General features: G+C 72.0%; 18 protein-coding genes. 9 read left to right on the top strand and 9 right to left on the bottom strand.

All coding sequences use genetic code 11. The features are described 5' to 3' along the window. Positions 1 to 46: 46 nt before the first annotated feature. Entirely contained in the window at positions 47 to 424 is a 378-nt protein-coding gene (locus tag K8638_RS22500; RefSeq protein ID WP_223756638.1) for a helix-turn-helix transcriptional regulator, read from the bottom strand. Positions 425 to 670: 246 nt separating this feature from the next. On the opposite strand from K8638_RS22500, the gene K8638_RS22495 reads away from it, so the two are divergent. Continuing rightward, positions 671 to 1,891 (top strand): serine/threonine-protein kinase, encoded by a 1,221-nt coding sequence (locus tag K8638_RS22495; RefSeq protein ID WP_223756637.1) that lies wholly within the window; start codon positions 671 to 673, stop codon positions 1,889 to 1,891. A gap of 148 nt (positions 1,892 to 2,039) precedes the next feature. Further along, positions 2,040 to 3,299: a protein kinase gene (locus K8638_RS22490; protein WP_223756636.1), complete on the top strand. Its 1,260-nt coding sequence runs from the start codon at positions 2,040 to 2,042 to the stop codon at positions 3,297 to 3,299. A 55-nt stretch (positions 3,300 to 3,354) separates the two neighbouring features. Here the strand turns inward: K8638_RS22490 and K8638_RS22485 are convergent, their stop codons facing one another. From K8638_RS22485 to K8638_RS22475, 3 genes are all read right to left on the bottom strand, one after another. Continuing rightward, positions 3,355 to 4,332 carry a zinc ribbon domain-containing protein gene (locus tag K8638_RS22485; protein ID WP_223756635.1) on the bottom strand — a complete coding sequence of 326 codons (978 nt, stop codon included), beginning with the start codon at positions 4,330 to 4,332 and terminating at the stop codon, positions 3,355 to 3,357. Then, positions 4,329 to 5,282: a hypothetical protein gene (locus K8638_RS22480; protein WP_223756634.1), complete on the bottom strand. Its 954-nt coding sequence runs from the start codon at positions 5,280 to 5,282 to the stop codon at positions 4,329 to 4,331. Before K8638_RS22480 ends, K8638_RS22485 begins: the two co-directional genes overlap by 4 nt. 215 nt (positions 5,283 to 5,497) lie before the next feature. After that, positions 5,498 to 6,523 carry an Rpn family recombination-promoting nuclease/putative transposase gene (locus K8638_RS22475; RefSeq protein ID WP_223756633.1) on the bottom strand — a complete coding sequence of 342 codons (1,026 nt, stop codon included), beginning with the start codon at positions 6,521 to 6,523 and terminating at the stop codon, positions 5,498 to 5,500. 318 nt (positions 6,524 to 6,841) lie between these two features. Between K8638_RS22475 and K8638_RS22470 the strand changes: the two genes are divergently transcribed. Both K8638_RS22470 and K8638_RS22465 read left to right on the top strand, forming a co-directional pair. Continuing rightward, on the top strand, positions 6,842 to 7,147 hold the full coding sequence (locus K8638_RS22470; protein ID WP_223756632.1) for a hypothetical protein: 306 nt from the start codon (positions 6,842 to 6,844) through the stop codon (positions 7,145 to 7,147). A gap of 400 nt (positions 7,148 to 7,547) precedes the next feature. After that, the gene (locus K8638_RS22465) at positions 7,548 to 8,231 is read left to right on the top strand and encodes a hypothetical protein (RefSeq protein WP_223756631.1); all 684 of its coding nucleotides are present in this window, start codon (positions 7,548 to 7,550) and stop codon (positions 8,229 to 8,231) included. Positions 8,232 to 8,282: 51 nt separating this feature from the next. On the opposite strand, the gene K8638_RS22460 is transcribed toward K8638_RS22465, so the two are convergent. Further along, entirely contained in the window at positions 8,283 to 8,951 is a 669-nt protein-coding gene (locus tag K8638_RS22460) for an SCO family protein (protein ID WP_223756630.1), read from the bottom strand. A 1-nt stretch (position 8,952) separates the two neighbouring features. Next, positions 8,953 to 9,696, bottom strand: coding sequence for a hypothetical protein (locus K8638_RS22455; protein ID WP_223756629.1), 744 nt, complete (start codon positions 9,694 to 9,696; stop codon positions 8,953 to 8,955). 115 nt (positions 9,697 to 9,811) lie between these two features. On the opposite strand from K8638_RS22455, the gene K8638_RS22450 reads away from it, so the two are divergent. The 5 genes from K8638_RS22450 (at position 9,812) to K8638_RS22430 (ending at position 14,378) form a co-directional block, all read left to right on the top strand. Continuing rightward, positions 9,812 to 10,240: a FixH family protein gene (locus K8638_RS22450; RefSeq protein WP_223756628.1), complete on the top strand. Its 429-nt coding sequence runs from the start codon at positions 9,812 to 9,814 to the stop codon at positions 10,238 to 10,240. Positions 10,241 to 10,463: 223 nt separating this feature from the next. Beyond that, positions 10,464 to 11,408 (top strand): ArsA-related P-loop ATPase, encoded by a 945-nt coding sequence (locus K8638_RS22445; RefSeq protein ID WP_223756627.1) that lies wholly within the window; start codon positions 10,464 to 10,466, stop codon positions 11,406 to 11,408. Further along, the gene (locus K8638_RS22440) at positions 11,405 to 12,529 is read left to right on the top strand and encodes an ArsA-related P-loop ATPase (RefSeq protein ID WP_223756626.1); all 1,125 of its coding nucleotides are present in this window, start codon (positions 11,405 to 11,407) and stop codon (positions 12,527 to 12,529) included. Before K8638_RS22445 ends, K8638_RS22440 begins: the two co-directional genes overlap by 4 nt. A 165-nt stretch (positions 12,530 to 12,694) precedes the next feature. Further along, positions 12,695 to 12,868 carry a hypothetical protein gene (locus K8638_RS22435; protein ID WP_223756625.1) on the top strand — a complete coding sequence of 58 codons (174 nt, stop codon included), beginning with the start codon at positions 12,695 to 12,697 and terminating at the stop codon, positions 12,866 to 12,868. A gap of 352 nt (positions 12,869 to 13,220) precedes the next feature. Continuing rightward, positions 13,221 to 14,378 (top strand): CBS domain-containing protein, encoded by a 1,158-nt coding sequence (locus tag K8638_RS22430; protein ID WP_223756624.1) that lies wholly within the window; start codon positions 13,221 to 13,223, stop codon positions 14,376 to 14,378. 54 nt (positions 14,379 to 14,432) lie between these two features. Here K8638_RS22430 and K8638_RS45265 read toward each other — a convergent pair whose 3' ends face one another. The 3 genes from K8638_RS45265 to K8638_RS22415 all read right to left on the bottom strand — a co-directional run bounded on the left by K8638_RS45265 (position 14,433) and on the right by K8638_RS22415 (position 16,781). Then, complete coding sequence (locus K8638_RS45265) at positions 14,433 to 15,251, bottom strand: Rieske (2Fe-2S) protein (protein WP_223756623.1); 819 nt, start codon at positions 15,249 to 15,251, stop codon at positions 14,433 to 14,435. Beyond that, positions 15,248 to 15,847 carry a YceI family protein gene (locus tag K8638_RS22420; RefSeq protein WP_223756622.1) on the bottom strand — a complete coding sequence of 200 codons (600 nt, stop codon included), beginning with the start codon at positions 15,845 to 15,847 and terminating at the stop codon, positions 15,248 to 15,250. Before K8638_RS22420 ends, K8638_RS45265 begins: the two co-directional genes overlap by 4 nt. A 64-nt stretch (positions 15,848 to 15,911) precedes the next feature. Further along, positions 15,912 to 16,781, bottom strand: a complete 870-nt coding sequence (locus K8638_RS22415) for a hypothetical protein (RefSeq protein ID WP_223756679.1) — start codon at positions 16,779 to 16,781, stop codon at positions 15,912 to 15,914. Between the last annotated feature and the right edge of the window lie 151 nt (positions 16,782 to 16,932).

The following is a 16,932-nucleotide window of genomic DNA, read 5'->3' as shown; positions in this document are numbered from 1 at the left end:
AAGTTTCCCGCCGCGCTCCGTCCCGCTCTCGTGTCCCGCCCGCCCTTCATCTGCGCATCAACCCGAGCGCGCCGTGGACCACCTGCGCCACGGCCTTGAGCTGCGCCGGGTCCAGCGCCCGCAGCGCCCGCACCAGCCGGCGCAGGCGGGGTGGGTCCTCCCCCGGCGCGGTGGTGGCGCCCTCCTCCAGCGGCGCGTCCAGCGCCTCCACCTCCAATCCCAGGAGCGCGTCCGAGCGGATGTGCAGCACCTGGCACAGCCTCCGCAGCGTGGTGACGCTGGGCAGCACCTTGCCGCGCTCCATGCGGCTGTAGACCTCCATGGCGATTCCCACGCGTTCGGCCACGTCCGCCTGGGTCAGCCCGAGCCGGACCCGCGCGGCCCTCGCGGCTGCTCCCACGGTGATGGCCAGTTCCTCGTTCATCGTCCTCGCGCCTCTCCCAGATGCGAACCGTCACGTCCCATGTCTGGAACCCTACCGTCCAAGGCAGGAGACTACCCGAAGAGGCGGCTCGCGTGCTATGGACTCCACAGGTTGAATCCACACGCCACGCACGATGACCCCCCAACCCACTCCCAGAGGCAGATTGGACCCTCGACATCCTCCCCCACCCTCCCCGCTCGCGGGGAAAGGAGCCCCTCCGCGCGCCCTCCCGGGGAGGTGCGCGCCATGACGTCCACCCAGGACGTGCACCCGCTGCTGCTGCGGCGCTCGGAGGAGGTGGGCGCCTTCCGCATCGTCCGGAGGCTGGCCACCGGGGGCTACGGCGCCATCTTCCTCGCCGAGTCGGAGACACGCGGGCCCGTGGCGCTGAAGTTCGCGCTCCAGGGCCCTTCACGGGAGAACGAGGCCCACGTGGACGAACGCACCTGGAAGGAGGCGGCCGTCCTCATGCGGCTGGAGCATCCCAACGTGGTGGAGATGCTGGGCTACCGCCGCTGGCCGGACGCGCGCGACGGCTACATGGTCCTCATCCTGGGCTACGTGGAGGGCCCCACGCTGTCCGAGTGGGCCCTGCGCTCCCACCCCACGCCCCGGCGCGTGGCGCAGGTGTTCGCCCAGGTGGCGCTCACGCTGGACGCCATCCACCGCGAGGGCGTGCTCCACCGCGACATCAAGGGCAGCAACATCATCATCCGCGCCTCGGACGGGCAGCCGGTGCTGGTGGACTTCGGCTCGGGAGACCACGCGTGCACGCCGGTGCTGACCGAGGACAGCCTGCCCCCGGGCACGCCCAGCTACCGCAGCCCGGAGGCGCTGCGCTTCTGGACGGGGCCCCGTGTGTCCGGCTCACGCTACGCCTTCCAGCCCACGGATGACCTGTACTCACTGGGGCTGGTGCTCTACGAGGTGCTCACCGGCGCCTTCCCCTACCCCGCCCAGCTTCCGCCGTCCGCGCTGCTGGCCAGCATCGAGTCCTCCCAGCTCCGGCCTCCGTCCGGCCTCAACCCGCGCGTCCCCGCGGTGCTGGACCCCATCTGCCTGCGCCTGCTGCACAAGCACGCGGAGGGGCGCTACCCCTCGGGCGCGGAGCTCTACGGGGCGCTGAGCGCGGCCATGGAGACGGCGGACGTGTCCTGGGACGAGCCCCTCTTCCCACCGCGCGCGCCGCCGGACGCCGTCACCGAGGAGGCCGAGGAGCTCTTCGATGGCGACGAGGACGCCCGGGAGCTGCGCCGGTGGATGCGTGCCCCGGAGCGGCCCGGGAGCCCGTGGGACACCGACTCCGGCGTGCCCGGCCGGCTCCTCACGCCCCCCACCGAGCCCGGGCCGCGGTTCCCCATGGAACCGGGGGCCGCGCGGCCTTCCCTGTGGGAGGTGTGGCTTCGGCGGCGGCTGCGCTCCCTGAGGAGGGGACTGGCCGCGCTTCGCTCCCGGCGCGGGCGGTGAGGCGGCGGCGCCCCCTTCGGAGCCCTCCACCCAACCTCCCAGGTCAACCACCTCTCACTCTACTTGGGAGATTCCCTGCGGGCCTGGATTCGTGTTACCTCAGGAGTCGAGCACTTCCCGCTCGACTTCACAGGTCCAGAGGCAGGAGATGAGGACGCCCGACACGACGACGGAAGAGATTCCTGGAGGCCCGCGCCGGCCGCGGGTGCTGTTCACCGTGGGCGGCACGGCATTCGAGTTCGTGCGCAAGCTCGAGGTCCGCTCCACCGGCGAGCTGCTGATGCTGGTGCGGCGGCGCTACCGGGGCGGCCTGGGCGGCCCGGTGGTGGTGAAGCGCCTGAGCAACCCGGCGACCTTCGTGGAGCGCCGGCGACTGGTCGAGGAGGTGGAGCTGACATTCCGGCTCAACCACCCGGGCATCGCCAAGGTGCACCACCTGAAGCTGTACCGGGGCGCGCCGCACGTGGTGATGGAGTACGTCGAGGGCCGCTCGCTGGACACGGTGCTGAACCTGGCGGCCATGCGGCGCCAGCCGATGTCGCCGGCGTTCGCCACGTACGTGGCGTCGGAGGTCGCGGAGGCGCTGCACCACGCGCACGTCCTGACGGATGAGATGAACCGGCCGCTGCACATCGTCCACCGCGACGTGAGCCCGAGGAACATCCGGGTGGGCGTGCACGGCGAGGTGAAGCTGACGAACTTCACCGCGGCGATGTCCTCCCTCGCGGGGCGCGAGGTGACGAGCCGTCCGCTGGTGAAGGGGGACGTCGCCTATGCTTCTCCGGAGGCCCTGCGCCGGAAGGCGGTGGACGCGCGCTCGGACGTGTTCTCACTGGGGCTGGTGCTGCTGGAGCTGCTGTCGGGCCGGCACCCGCTGATGGTGGCGGACACGGAGCCGGTGCCCCCGCTGCGAGAGGAGGACGGCACGGAGGCGGCGCCGCTGGAGGCCCAGGGGCCCACCTGGATGCCGGTGAACGAGGTGGCGGCGAGGATGGTGCGGCTGGAGCCCGAGCACGTGGAGCGGCTGGCCGCGGGCGCCCCCGCGGAGCTGGTCTCGCTGGTGGTGCGGGCGCTGCGGCAGGATGCGGCGGACCGGTTCCCGTCAGCCGCGGAGATGGCGAGCGCGCTGCGCGCATGGCTGCGCGCGCACGCACCGGGCTACGGGCGGCACGAAGCCGCGGAGGAGCTGGCCCGGGCGGCGGCGGCGGCCACGGGCCGGCGCAACCAGGCGGAGCTGCTCGAAGGAGGCCTGCACCCGGAGGAGCTGACGGCGGAGGAGGCGGCCGTGGCGCTGGAGCCGGAGTCCCCGGCGCGGACGCCTCGCGACGAAGTGAGCGAACCTGGGGACCCGGACAAGGCCCGCCCCGCAGGGTCCGCGGACTCAGGGCCCGAGGACGGCGAGCCTTGAGCGCTCCCGGGTGAGCCCCCAAGGGCCGTGCCACTCACGAGCCCGCGCCCTCCGCTCACGCCCCCAACACCCCCGTGGCCAGGAGCGCCACGAGCACGAGGAGGAGCACCCCTGCCACCACCGCCGCCACGCGCCACTTGGAGATGGGGGCCTCGCCGAGGACGACGCTGGCGTCCTGCCCGTGCACCAGCACGCGGTACGGCTTGTCCCGGTAGCGGTACGCGAGCACGTACACGGGCAGTGCGAACCGCGTGGTGTACAGGCTGGAGAGGGCCACGGCGACATGGACGTTCCGGAAGCGGCGACCGGGAATGACGCCCTGCTGGAGCCGCTCGCGGGACAGCCGCTCCACGGCCTCCAGCACGGTGCGCCGTGCCCCCGAGCGCGTGGCGTCGAAGCGCTCGACGTGCGCGCCCTCCGGCCCTCGTGGCGCACCCTCCGCCGTGCCCCGCTGGTAGTGGGGCGCGAGCGCCTCGCACTCCTTCACCTTCAGCCCACGCGAGGCCGGCACGAGGATGTCGTCGAAGTCGAAGCGCGTGCGCCCCGCATGCGGCGCCCAGTCCGAGCGCCGCGAGCCCGCGTCCGAGTCCGCCGTCCAGCTCACCTCCACGCCCGCGCGGAAGCTCCACGCCGGCCACCACATCGGGCACGGCGGCTCCAGCGCGGCCTCCCGCGCCAGCCCCGACGGACGGAAGAAGCTCCTCTTCCCCAGGAAGCCCCTCAGCGCGGCGCGCGCCGCCTCCAGGTCCACGGTGAAGGGCAGGAACACCTGCGCCTGCTCCACCGGGTCCACCGTCGTCTCCACCCGCGTCACCGAGCCGCACCAGGCGCACCTCGGCGCCTTCACCTCCACCGAGTACTCCACGGCCGCGCCGCAATTCTCACAGCGCACCACCTTCGCCTGCTCGCGCTCCACGGCGACGCGCGCCCGAGGGGGCGTCATCAGCCCGCAGATGGGGCAGCGCAGGTCCTCCGCCTCCAGCGCGCTGGCGCACCGCCGGCACGGCGGCACCTCCGGCGTGGCCGTGCTCATCGCGCACCTCCCGAGGCCAGGAGGTACCCCACCGCCGCCAGCGCGAGCACCCCGAGGATGGCGAGCGTCACCTTCCACGCGGAGAGGGGCGCCTTGCCCACCACCTCGCCCGTCTGCCCATTGACCAGCACCCGCAGCGGCGGGGCGCCTTCCGCGTAGCGCACCGCCAGCACCCAGACGGGGAGGAGACACACGTCCAGCGCCTCCCACTCCAGGCGCGGCTCATGGTGCAGGCCGCTGTGCGAGTCACCGGGCATGAACTGCTCCAGCCTCCCGCCCACGCGCTCCACGGCCTCCTTGCGGGCCTGCCCCATGCACTGCTCACGGGTGAGGGAGGGCTCCTCGGCCACCCAGCCGGAGATGAGCGCCGGCGTGTACCGGGCCAGCCCGCGCAAGTCGAAGGGCTCCAGCGCCTCCAGCTCCTCGTTGCGCAGGCCGGTGGAGGCGGTGACGAGCACGTCCGCCACGTACCCGGTCAGCTCGCCGGCCAGGGGACGCCACTCGGTGCGAGTCACCGTGCGGGTGCGCGTCACCGTCTTCCCGTTCTCCGTGGCCGTGTACGTCTCCGTCTCCTGGTAGTTCTCCCCAATGGACGCGCTGAAGCGGGTGTGGGCCAGGACGCTGTAGAGGTACGCGGGCACGTAGACACCGCGCACCTCCCCGGGCTCGGCGGAGCGGATGCCGGAGCGGGTGAAGCGGCTGCGCGTCCGGAGCCAGTGCGCCACGTGCTCCCGGGCGGCGGTGTGGGTGACGGTGAAGCCCAGCGCGAAGGTGGGCTCGGGCACACCCGGCACGGGTGGGCGCTCCACCACGGAGGGCGCGGCGCAGTACGGGCACCGCATGGTACGCAGCGAGGGCTCCACCACCAGCCGCGCGCCGCACGAGGGGCACCCCAGGTGGAGCAGCGGCCCCGCCACCGCGGACGTCTTCTCCTCGGATTGCTCGCTCATGTCGGCACGCTCCCCGTGCGGACATAGCCCGGATGGAGTCTCCGCCGACCACCTCGACTTCCACGAACGCGCGGCAGTGAACGCGCTGCGGCCACCCCGGTGTGAGGTGTCAGCGTCCAGAACGACGGCCCCCTCTCCAACGTGGGTGACCTGCCCCTCACGCTTCCCGTTCCATAGCCCCCGCGCATCGGCGCGTGGCGCGGAGGCGGTCCAGCCTACTGGGCCAGGTCGTCGAACACCGAGGAGAGGGTGGTGGCGTTCAGGGACTTGTCGAACCAGCGGTCCAGCGTGGCCATGTCCGTGCAAGTGAGGATGCGCTGCCGGGCCTCCTCATGCACGGGCACGCCCCGCGCGGTGAGGATTCGCAGGATGTACTCGGCGCGCCCTCGGGTTACTCCCTCCTCCCGGCCCTCCTCCCGGCCCCGAACCAGCCCCTCTTCCAGGCCCTGTTGGCGTCCCCGCTCGATGAGTTCCTCGCCATAGCTCCGCATCAACTCCTCCGCGCGCTGCTCGCCCAGCACCGAGTTTAACACCCGCCCGGCCGCTTCATGCGTCCCCTCGTCCCCCACCATCAGCAGGTAACGGATGAGCATCTTCAACGGCTCCGCGCCTTCGGGACCCGCCTGCACCTGGGCGAAGAGCGCCACCCACTCCGGCAGCTTCCGGACCAACTCCCCGCTCCGTCCATACCGCAGCAACAGCCACGCCAGCCGGGCCAGCGGAGGGCCCGGCCGCGCCCGGAGCGCCTCCTCCCGCTCGGCCGTCAGGTCATCGAGCAGGTACTCGAAGCGCGGCACCAGCGCCCGCCACCGTTCTTCCGGCAACTCGAAGAGCGCCTCCATCCGGCGCGGCGCCGTCCAGGCCCCTTCCGCGCCGTGGTACATGACGAGCGGGATGATGAGGGGGAGCGTGGTGCTGTCCGGGTGCTCATGGCGCCAGCGCTCCAGCAGGCGCACCACGTAGCGCAGCATGCGCAGGGCCATCCACCGGTCCACCGACGACTGGTGTTCGAGCAGCACGTACAGCAACAGCGGGTGGCCGGTGCGCAGGCGCGCGGTGAAGAGCAGGTCACTCTCCGTCTTCCGCAGCTCCGGGTCCACGACGCTGCCAGACTCTTCTCGCAGAGACGCCCAGTCCACTTCCGAGACGACATGGGCGGGCAGCACGGCGCGCAGCTCGGCGGCGGCGCGCTCGGGGTGGCCGAAGGTGTAGCGGACGAGGAGGTCGTGCGGTCCCGACATGGTGAGCCGGGCCCCAAGCACACGGCGGGCCATGCAGGGCGGCGTCGCTCGCGGCCTGTTTCAGCCCTCCATCATCCACCGCGAGGACAGCCACCCTGGGCGGCTCGCCATACGGCCTCGAGCCGCCAGCCGTCACGGCGGAAGCAACACCTGGACGCGGCTGCCCCTCCCCCAGCCGCGAGACTCGAAGCGGGCGCCTCGCGCTCGCAAGCCCTTGCACCGCCCGCCTGCCCGCCCTCCTGACGTCACGGCGCGTCAACAGGGCCCATTGCGGCCTGCATTCCCCGGCATGACCGTAGAAAGACGGAGGTGACCACCATGGCCGAGCGCGAGAAGAAGCAGCCAGGCATCCAGCCATCCGAGGACTACTACGGGCGCGAGACGGGGCCCCGGCACGAGGCCGAGGAGGAGAGCGAGGAGCGCAAGGGGACTCGCGCCGCCGCGCCAGCCGGGGACCGGCGCCAGGAGTTCCACCCGCACGCCATCGACCCGACCGAGCGCACACCGGGCGCCATCCTCGACGAGATTCCGGACGGTGACGGCCCGCGCAGCGACGCCGGCACCAACCCGCTGCCCGACGTCTACTGGTCCGCCTATCCGGACCGCAAACCCGGCGAGGGCTGAGTCCCCTCGCGGCGGGCGCTCCAGGTGCGGCAGGTTCCTGGAGCGCCAGCCCCACGCCTCACGGCAACCCCGTCCCGCAATCCCTCTCCGAGAAGCCACCCGCCCCGGGGCGATGCTCCACACCTGGACCTCCGGGGTCCTCCCCTGCCATCCACCGCCGGCACCCGCGCTCCCGCTCGGAGCGCCCGACCCGGGAGCACGCCGCGCCTCACGCGCGGCCCGCGGACCCGAATCCGTCCCATGCGACACGAGCGCCCGGCCGCCCCGCGAAGTCACGTCTCCCGACCGCGACCGACGTGGCCCGTCACACCCGTGATTTCAAGCACTCACGCTGTCTCATGACTGTCAGACCCCCTCTGTACTGTGTGCTCATTCGCCAGCACCCAGGGGGAGCACTTCCATGGCGGAAATCCGTGAACTGCCGCGAGTCTCAGTGAACAAGCTGGGTGAGTACCTCACCGCGACACCCGCTCGACGCAAGCGCATCATCTACGACCAGAAGCACCCGCCGGAGCAGCAGTACCTGCGCTATCCGGAGGCGTCGGTCGCGATTACCGACTTCCTCTGTCGCGGCCTGGACCTGTCCATCCTGCGCGAGCACCAGCGCCGCTTCGCGTGCAGCGTGCCGCAGACGGAGTTCGAGGCGCAGCGCCTGCAGCTCTGCTCGGAGGCGCTCGAGCGCTTCGCGGACCTGGTGCCGTGGCTGGACTTGGAGGAGACCATCATCAGCGCGGTGGGCGCCGAGCCGCCCGTGCTGGAGATGGCGGGTGTCACCATCAGCGTGAGGCCGGAGGTGGTGCTCCAGCGCATGGACAAACATGGCAACGCGCGGGTGGGGCTGATGAAGCTCTACTTCGCCAAGCACCACCCGCTCGACGAGCGCTCGGGCCAGTACATCGGCACCATGCTCCAGCGCTTCGCGGAGCAGCACCTGTGCCAGCTCGGCCCGTGTGACCACCGGCTCATCCAGGTGGTGGACGTCTTCGCCGGCACCATCTTCACCGCGCCCCGGGCCCACATCCGCCGGCTGAGCGACGTGGTGCTCGCCTGCGAGGAAATCGCCGAGCGCTGGTCCGTCCACTGACGGCGCCGGAGTGTGCCGGACAGCGAAGGGCGGGCGCTCCAACCCACCGCCCTACCTGTCCGCGAGGCTCAACGCCCGCAGGTCGCGCTGGAGCGCCTCCAGCCCCGCGTCCTCCGCCGCCTTGTAGTACCCACGAATGCGTCCATCCGCATCCACGAGGACGAAGTGTTCACCGTGGAAGATGCTGAAGAAGTCGTCCTCACCCGCGTCCGCGTCGCGCCCCATCATGACGCGGAAGCCGTCCAGCACCGTCGTCTCCACCGCCTCCAGCGGTCCGGTGAGCAGCGACCAGTTGGCGGTGTCCACGCCGTGCTCGCTCGCGTACCGGGACAGCCGCTCGGGCGTGTCGTAGCCGGGGTCGACGCTGAAGGACACGAACCGCGGCGACAGCCCCTCCTCGCGGGCCTCACGCTGGAGGCGGAGCATCCGCGACGTCAGCAGCGGGCACACCGTGGGGCACCGCGTGAAGATGAAGTCGGCGACGACGACGTGGCCGCGCAGGTCCGCGTCGGAGAAGGGACGCCCCTCCTGGTCGGTCAGCCGGAAGGACGGCATCGCGCCGAAGACAGGCATGTTCTCCGCCAGTCTCCGGGCCTGGGCCGCCTCCAGGAGCGGCAGCGCGCGCCACGCGGCCAGTGACAGCAGCACGCATGCGAGCGCGGACACCGCGAGCCAGCGATGGCCCCGGGGCGGAGCGCTTTCCGTGGATGGAGTCAGCATGTCAGCGGCCTCTCGGGTCCTGGCAGCCCGCTCCGCTCACTCGCGTCTCCCCCGGGGGGAGCCCCGCGACGGCGGGCACCGGACCGCACTCGTTCACACAGCGCACGTCCTCCACCAGCGCGTCAAACCTTCGGGGCTCGTGCTCCAGGTCATAGACGCCGCGCAGCCCTCCCGCCTGGTCCACCAGCAGCGCGGGCGTCACCCGCGTCCCTCCGGCCTGGCCGGGGGCCTCCGTCTCCCGCAGCAACGCCCCCACCTCGGCCTCCAGCGCCGCGCCCCCCTCCAGCACGTGCCATGGCCCCGGCAGCATCCCCGCCACGTCGCCCGGGTGCGCCGCTCCGGGCGGCGCGCGGTCCACCACGACGAAGCGGACGGGCAGGCGCTCCGCCTCCAGCCGGCGCCACACCACGGACAGCCGCTCCAGCGTGGCGCGTGCCTCGTCCCGCGAGTCGCTCGACAGGAACTGGAGGACGTAGACGCCGCCGCGAAGCCGCCGCGTCCCGAAGAGCGAGCCCTCCGCGTCCTTCAGCTCGAACGGAGAGAGCTGCCCGAAAAAGGGGAGCGGGCTCATCACCCACGGCGTGGGAGTCCCTCCGCCCGCATCCGGCAGCGCCAGCCGAATCGCGGAGCCGAGCGCGGTACACAGCAGCAGCACGGTGACGAGGCCCAGGACTCCCAGGCCGCCTCGCACCCACTCGAACAGGTGCGGGGCTTCGAGGAACGGCTGCGACAGGCGGAGTTTCATGGTGCGCCAAGCCTCGCTCGAACGCGGCCCGCATGAGGTGCGGCGTCTTGTCGCGGCGTGCGCGCGCGAGCGCTCCGGTACAACGCTCTCGTGAGTGCAGGCCCCTGGAGGACGGATGAAACTCGCGATGCTGTGTCTGTTATTGCTGGGTAATGCTCCCGCTAATCCGACCCCGGCTCCACGTGACGCGGGGAGCGCGGTGGCGGAGACCTCGGTGGCCTCGGTGACGAGCGCCTCGGGGCGCCTGCGGGTGGAGGTGCTGTCGTCCGCCACGCCCCTGCGCCGGGGCGTGCAGCGGTTCCACATCCGTGTCACGGAGGCCGCGACGGGCAGAGCCGTCCCGGGCGTGGAATTGGCCGTGCTCCCCTGGATGCCCTCCATGGGGCACGGCATCGACGGCAACCCGCGCATCACCGTGCTCGGCCCCGGCGACTTCGAGGTGTCCGACCTGGACCTCTTCATGCCGGGCGCCTGGGAGCTGCGGCTCACCCTGACGGGCAAGGTGGACGACAAGGCCGTGGTGCCCCTCAAGCTGGCACGCTGAGCCGCGCCCACGGCGGGCCGGCGTCACCGTCCGGGCCGCGTGAGGGGGATTGCGGTCCCCGAGGCCGTCATGTCCCGTCCGATGGCGGACACGCCGGCCATCCAGACATCCGAGCGGCCGCGCGCCAGCGAACGGCGCACGGGAGCGGCGGTTGTCGTGCAAGGCCACCTTCCTCACTGTGAGAGGGCGGCGCCCTCCCGGCGCGGCGACAGGACGGTGACCGGTGCTCGAAGCACTGTGGGAAAAGCGCGCCCTGCTCGTGTCGGGCAAGGGGGGCGTGGGGAAGTCGACGCTGGCGGCCACGCTGGCCGTCGCCGCCGCGCGCTCCGGCCGGCAAGTGCTGCTGGTGGAGATGTCCCCGGACGACGACGGCCCGTCCCCCCTGGCCGCGCTGGTGGGCGCACGTGACGAGGGCCCGCGGGTGACGGAGGTACGGCCCCACCTGAGCTTCGTGCGGCTGGCCGCGTCGGAGGGGCACCGGCACTTCCTCCAGGACACCCTGCCCGTGCGCTGGCTGGCCGACGCCGCGCTGCGCTCGCGCGCCCTGCGCCGCTTCCTGGAGGCGGGCCCCGCGCTGCGGGAGATGGGCCTGCTCTACCAGATGCTCACCCTGGTGCGGCGCACCCTGCCGGATGGCCGGTTCACCCATCCACTGTCCATCATCGACCTGCCGGCCACCGGCCACGCGCTGGCCATCGCCGCGCTGCCGCGCACGGTGCTGTCGCTCATGCCCGGCGGGCCCATCGGCCGCACCGTGCGAGAGGGGCTCGACTTCCTCCAGGACCCGGCGCGCACCGCCGTCCTCCTCACCAGCCTCCCGGAGCCGCTGCCCGTCAGCGAGGCGCTCACCCTGGCCTCGGAGCTGGAGCGGCTGGGACTGCCCCTGGCCGCCGCCGTCCTCAACCGCATGCCCGAGGACCCCTTCACCCCCGAGTCCCACGCCGCGCTCCAGCGGCTGCTCGCCACGCACGGCCCCCACCGAGGCACCCGCGCCCTGGCCCGCCTGGAGCGCGCCCGGGCCGCCCACGCGCGGCTGGCCGCGGGCCTCCATGTCCCGCTGCTCACGCTGCCGGAGTTGCCCCTCACCGGCCCCGAGCTGGTGGAGCGCCTCGCGGATGTCTTCACGCCTCGGGAAGCCGCGGAGCCGACGCGCGAGGCCGCACCGTGAGCGCGCGCAACCTCCAGCGTCTGCTCCGCGAGAAGCGCGTCCTCGTGCTCTGCGGCGCGGGGGGCGTGGGCAAGACGACGACGGCCGCCGCGCTGGGAGTCGCCGCCGCTCGCGCGGGCCGCCGCGTGCTGGTGCTCACCATCGACCCGGCGCGCCGGCTCGCCGAGGTCATGGGCCTGCCCGAGAGCGGCCCCGAGCCCACCTCCATCCCACCCGAGCGCCTCTTCGCGGACGGCCCGCGCGGCCCGGGGCAGTTGGACGTGTGGATGCTGGACGCGCGCCTCGTCTTCGACCGCATGGTGCACCGGCTCGCGCCTTCACCCGAGGCGGCGCGCGCCATCGTCGAGCACCGCGTCTACCGCTTCCTCTCCGAGCTGGTCGCGGGCGTGCAGGAGTACGCCGCCACCGAGGCGCTGGACGGCTTCCTCGCGGATGCGCGCTACGAGCTCATCGTCCTCGACACGCCGCCCAGCCGGCACGCGCTGGACTTCCTCGACGCGCCCGGGCGGCTGTCCCGCTTCCTCGACGAGCGCATCGTGTCCCTCTTCGGCCCGGAGGACGCGTCGCGCGGTGGCCGGCTGTGGCACGGCGCGCAGGTGCTGGTGGGCCGTGTGCTGGATGGCGTGTTCGGCGCGGGCTTCGCGCGCGAGATGCGCGGCTTCGTCGGTGCCTTCAGCGGCCTCTTCGGCGGCATCCGCCTGCACACCGAGCGGCTGCGAGCGCGGCTGGCCTCACCGGACGCCGCCTTCCTGCTGGTGACGTCCCCCGAGTCCGCCGCGCTCCGCGAGTCCGCCTTCTTCCGCGACACGCTCGTGAAGCGAGGCCTCCCCTTCGCCGGCTATGTGCTCAACCGGAGCTGGGCACGCGAGGACGCGCTCGCGAACCCGGAGGCGCTGCTCGAGCACGTGGGCGACGACCCGCACGCGGAGCACGGCGTGGCGGCACTGTCGCGCCTGGCCGCCGCGGAGCACGCCCGCGCCGAGTCCCACCGCGCCCTGCTCGCGCGGCTCACCGAGCAGCTCCCCACGGGCGCCATCGCCGTGGCCGCGCCGGATGCGGGCGCGGAGCTGGAAGAGTTCAGGGGTCTCGTTCGACTCGGTGACGCGCTCGCGGCGGGGTGAGTCCATCACGCTCCATGATGTTTCACGGCTCATACGCCGTGTCTCCCCCGCCCACGCTCGTGGCGCGAGAACGACCAGAAAAATCGGCTCGAAACGTAGCTGTTTCATCCAGCCGCTGGACGCCACCCCGCGCCCCGCGCCACCACCCACGAGGGGGAGAGCCACATGAAGACGAACAAGGTGAAGACCATCAAGGAGCTGTTCGTGAAGGACATGGCCCGCATCCAGGGCGGCCAGGGTACGAACAACACCTGCGAGAACCCGGAGAAGCCCATGCCTCCGAACACCACCCTCGCCTGCTGCGAGGAGGCGGACGACGGCTGCTGCTCCGTCGAGTGAGCCCCACCCCGGCCGACGAGATGGACGGGAGCGTCTTCGCTTTCCGGGGAGAGCGCTGACACCATGGACATCGGGGGATGCTCATCACCCCGTCCGTCCCGTCACCGGGGATGCAGAGCGAAGCGCGTGCTTCCCAGCAGGGGGCACGCGCTTCGTTTTTTCGCGCCCGGCCCCGTCCGAGTCCCTCACTGTCGGCCACGTGGCAGCCCCGGTGTCCGTCCGCCAGCGCACCGCCTGCCTGCTCGCCTGAGAGAGGACAGTCCCCCGGCGGGTCCGGAGCCGGGAAGCTTGGAGCCCCATCCGGTCATCCACACCCTTCCTGCCCCAACCCGATTTCGCTGGAGGAGCAGGAATGGCACAGAGAAGCCTGGACAACGGTAGGGACGACACCCGCACCGCCCAGCGGTCCCCCCCGCTGGAGCCCGAGGTGCATCGGAGCGCCGAGGTGTCCCCGCCCGGCTCGCGCGAGCGCGGTGAGTCGGACATCTCCGGGTGGAACCCCGCCCGCGACGAGGAGCCCTCCACCCGCCAGGGCCGCTTCCACCGCGCCGCCTCGCTGCGCATGGCCCAGCCGCGTACGAACGTGGATGACCGGGGCACGGCGGGCGACCTGGGCAACCGGCGCACGGGCCTGATGAACAGGGATGACCGCGACGCCGGCTGGGAGGGCGCCGAATACAGCACCGGCCCCTACGGCCGCGACGACCGTGACAGCCGCTCCGCCACCGGCCAGGGCCCCCGACATGACACGGGCACGTGGGAGAACGAGCTGCCCCCGCAGCGCGCCGACTACCGCCCGTGGGACCGCTCCGGCTACGGCGGCGAGGAGCCGCGGGAGACACGCGGCCCTCGCATGGACCCGTACCGTGACGAGCGCTCGCGCTACCACGAGGGCATGCAGCGCGGCGGAGACCGCTACGCCGAGGAGCGCCAGCGCGCCGGAGACCGCCCGCGCGGCGAGGACCGCGACCAGTACTACACCGCGGGCCTCCGCGGCCGCACCGGCGCGGGAATGGGCACGGGCATTCAGGCGGGCACCGGGCGCAGCCGCTGGCAGCGCGAGCCGCTCACCGCGCGCGAGGTGATGACGCGCAACGTGCGCACCGCCCGGCTCGACAGCCCCGTGCGCGACGTCGCTCAAATCATGAAGGACGAGGACTGCGGCGTCGTCCCCATCGTCAACGCGCAGGGCAGCCTGGTGGGCATCGTCACCGACCGCGACCTGGTCATCCGCGGCTTCACCGGCGGCAAGACGCCCGACCAGCTCCGCGTCTCGGACGTGATGACGGATGACGTGGAGGCCGTCACCCCCGACGAGAACATCCACGACGTCATCGCCCTCATGGGCCGGAAGCAGATTCGCCGCATCCCCGTGGTGGAGCGCGACGACCGCATCGTCGGCATCATCTCCATGGGCGACATCGCCCACCGCGCCGACTACGACGAGGAGCTGCAGGAGGCGCTGGACCGCGTCTCCTCCAAGCGCTCCTTCTGGAGCCGGCTCGGCTAGCGGGCCACCGCGAGGCGGGGCGGGCACCTGCCCCACCCCGCCTCCGCGCGAGCCTCAACTCACGCCGCTGACGACGACGGCGTCAGCCGTCTCCGTGACGGTGAACTTCTTGAGCGGCAGCGTGGCCGGCGCCTTCGTCACCTCACCCGTCCGGGTGAAGGTGGAGGCGTGGCAGGGGCAGAAGAGGTCCGTCTCCTGCTGGCGGTACTCCACCTCGCACTGCTGATGCGTGCAGATGGCGTCCACCGCCGACAGCGTCCCGTCCTCCAGCCGGAAGACGAAGATGCGCTTGCCATAACCCGAGGGGATGCCCGTCACCGAGCTTCCGTTGTTGCGCAGCTCGGGGAAGTCGAGGAGCGGGAGCACCACCTGCCCGTTCACCGCCGCCGGGAAGCCGGCCTGGCCCGCGCGCAGGTCGATGCGCAGCACCTTCGTGCCGGGGTTGTACTCGGCGACGTACGTCTTCAGGGGCACCGTGGCCGGCTTCTCCAGGACGGCTCCGGTCGTGGGGCTGAAGCGCGACAGGTGGCACGGACACACCACGTCCTTGCCGTCGTAGCCCAGCGGGCAGCCCACGTGCGTGCAGATGGAGGACACCACGGAGAAGTCATCCCGTGCGCCCCCGCCCTTGGTGTGCGCCACCAGGAGGGGCGTCGGCTCGCCCGGCACGCGCAGGGTGATGGCGCCGCCCACGGGCTCCAGGTCCGGGTAGCGCGTCACCAGCAGGTCCACCGTGCCGGCCTCGCTGGCCGTCACGTCCGTCACCGGCGCCGGGTCGATGTCCGGCGCGCAACCCGGCAGGGCCGTGGCCGCCGCACCCGCTGCGCCCGTGCCCAGGATTCCCTTCAGAAAGCCTCTTCGCGACGTGCTCACTTCCCCTCCACCTCGAACACCAGCTTCGACTCCAGCACCAGCTTGTCATCCACCTTCACCATCAGCAGCGAGGGCCGCTCCACCTTGTAGGCCTCCAGGCTGATGTCGAAGGTGCCCTCGGCGACGGCCTCCTTGTCGGTGCTGAACAGCACCGTCATCGGCACCTCGATGGTCTGCTTCACGCCGTGGAAGGTGAGGTCGCCCTTGAGCTTGACGGGCACCTTCGCCGGGAAGCTCTCCGGCAGCGTCACGCCCGTGGCGCTGCCCTTGAAGTCGATGAGGGGGAACTTCGCCGCCTCCGTCACCTCCTGCATGTGCGCGTCGCGGTTGGAGTTGCCCGAGTCGAAGTCCTTCACGTTGGCGCGCACCTGCACCTGGAGCGTGCCGTCCTTCTTCAGCATGGCCTTGCCGATGCTGGGCGGGGCCTTGCCCACCACCTCGTGCAGCTTGTGCTTCAGCTTGTAGGTGAGCGAGCTGCCATCCTTCTTCACGGAGTAGATGCGCGCCTGCGGAGCCGGCGGGGCCTGAGGGGCCTGTGCGGCTGCGGGCAACGCGAGCAGCAGGGTGGCAAGCAGGGCAAGTCGTCGAGCAATCACGTCAACCTCCAGGAGACCCACTTCAAGGGCCGTGCGAAGCCAAACGCCGGCGGCACGGGAAAATTCAGAAGAACAGCGAGAGCACACCGGCCGTCACCGCACCCATGGTCGTGTAGCCGACCACCTGGTGCGCGGTGGCCAGGTCTCTCTCCGAGAGCCGGCCATACCGGTTGGTGGACATGATGCCGAGGATGACCTGCGCCACCATGCCCACGGTGGCGATGGACATGAAGATTTTGTGGAAGGTGATGGTGTCCCACTGGAACTCCTTCTCGAAGGGCTCGGGCGCCAGCACGCCCAGCATGCCCACGGAGGCGAACAGCGCCGCGGTGCCGATGGCGAGCCCCCGGTGCAGGCCCAGCAGGTTGCGGTCATCCCCGCCGCCGCGGAAGGAGTCGTTGAACTGGAGCTGTCCCACCACCGTGGTGGTGACCAGGCCCGCCGTCATCGCGAAGCCCAGGCCCTGGTGCAGCTTGAGCATGGTGCGGCGCCGGCCGATCTTCTTCTCCAGCTCCGGGTCCACCTGCGCGGCCTCGGCCGTCTCCAGGGGCTCCAGCAGGTCGAAGTCCAGCGACTCGGAATCCCCGGCCGACGGCGGCTTGGACGGCGTCTCCGACCTGGGCGCATCCTCCGCGGGCTTCGCGGGCGCGGCGTCACCCGACGAGTACGAGGCGGGCACGGCCTGAGGGGCCGGCAGCGGCTCCGGAGCCGCGAGGGGCTGCGGAGCGGGCTCGGCGGACACGGCGGGCGCGGCAGGCGCGGCGGGCGCGGCGGGCTTCACGAGCCGCTGGGACTTCTTCGAGGTCTTCTTCGCGGTCTGCTTCTTCTTCTTCGCGGACAGGGTCTTCTTCGCGGGCTCGCGGCGCTGCTCGGCCCAGGCGGAAGAGGTGCACAGCAGGGACAGGACGGCGAAGAGGGCGACAGGGCGGGTCATCGTTTGTTTCCGTTTGAGCGCAAGGCAGGCAGCCGGGTCAGGTCGATTCGTGCGTGGCGGTTCAGGCTCCCAGGTGCACACGTCCTCCTCCTCGAGGCTACCGCGCCCCGAGGGACATGGGCGTGTCGGAAACGCAACGCAGTAGGCGATT

The organism is Myxococcus sp. RHSTA-1-4, from assembly GCF_020037125.1.
In the GTDB taxonomy this organism is placed as follows: domain Bacteria; phylum Myxococcota; class Myxococcia; order Myxococcales; family Myxococcaceae; genus Myxococcus.
This window is presented reverse-complemented; position numbering and strand designations above follow the sequence as displayed.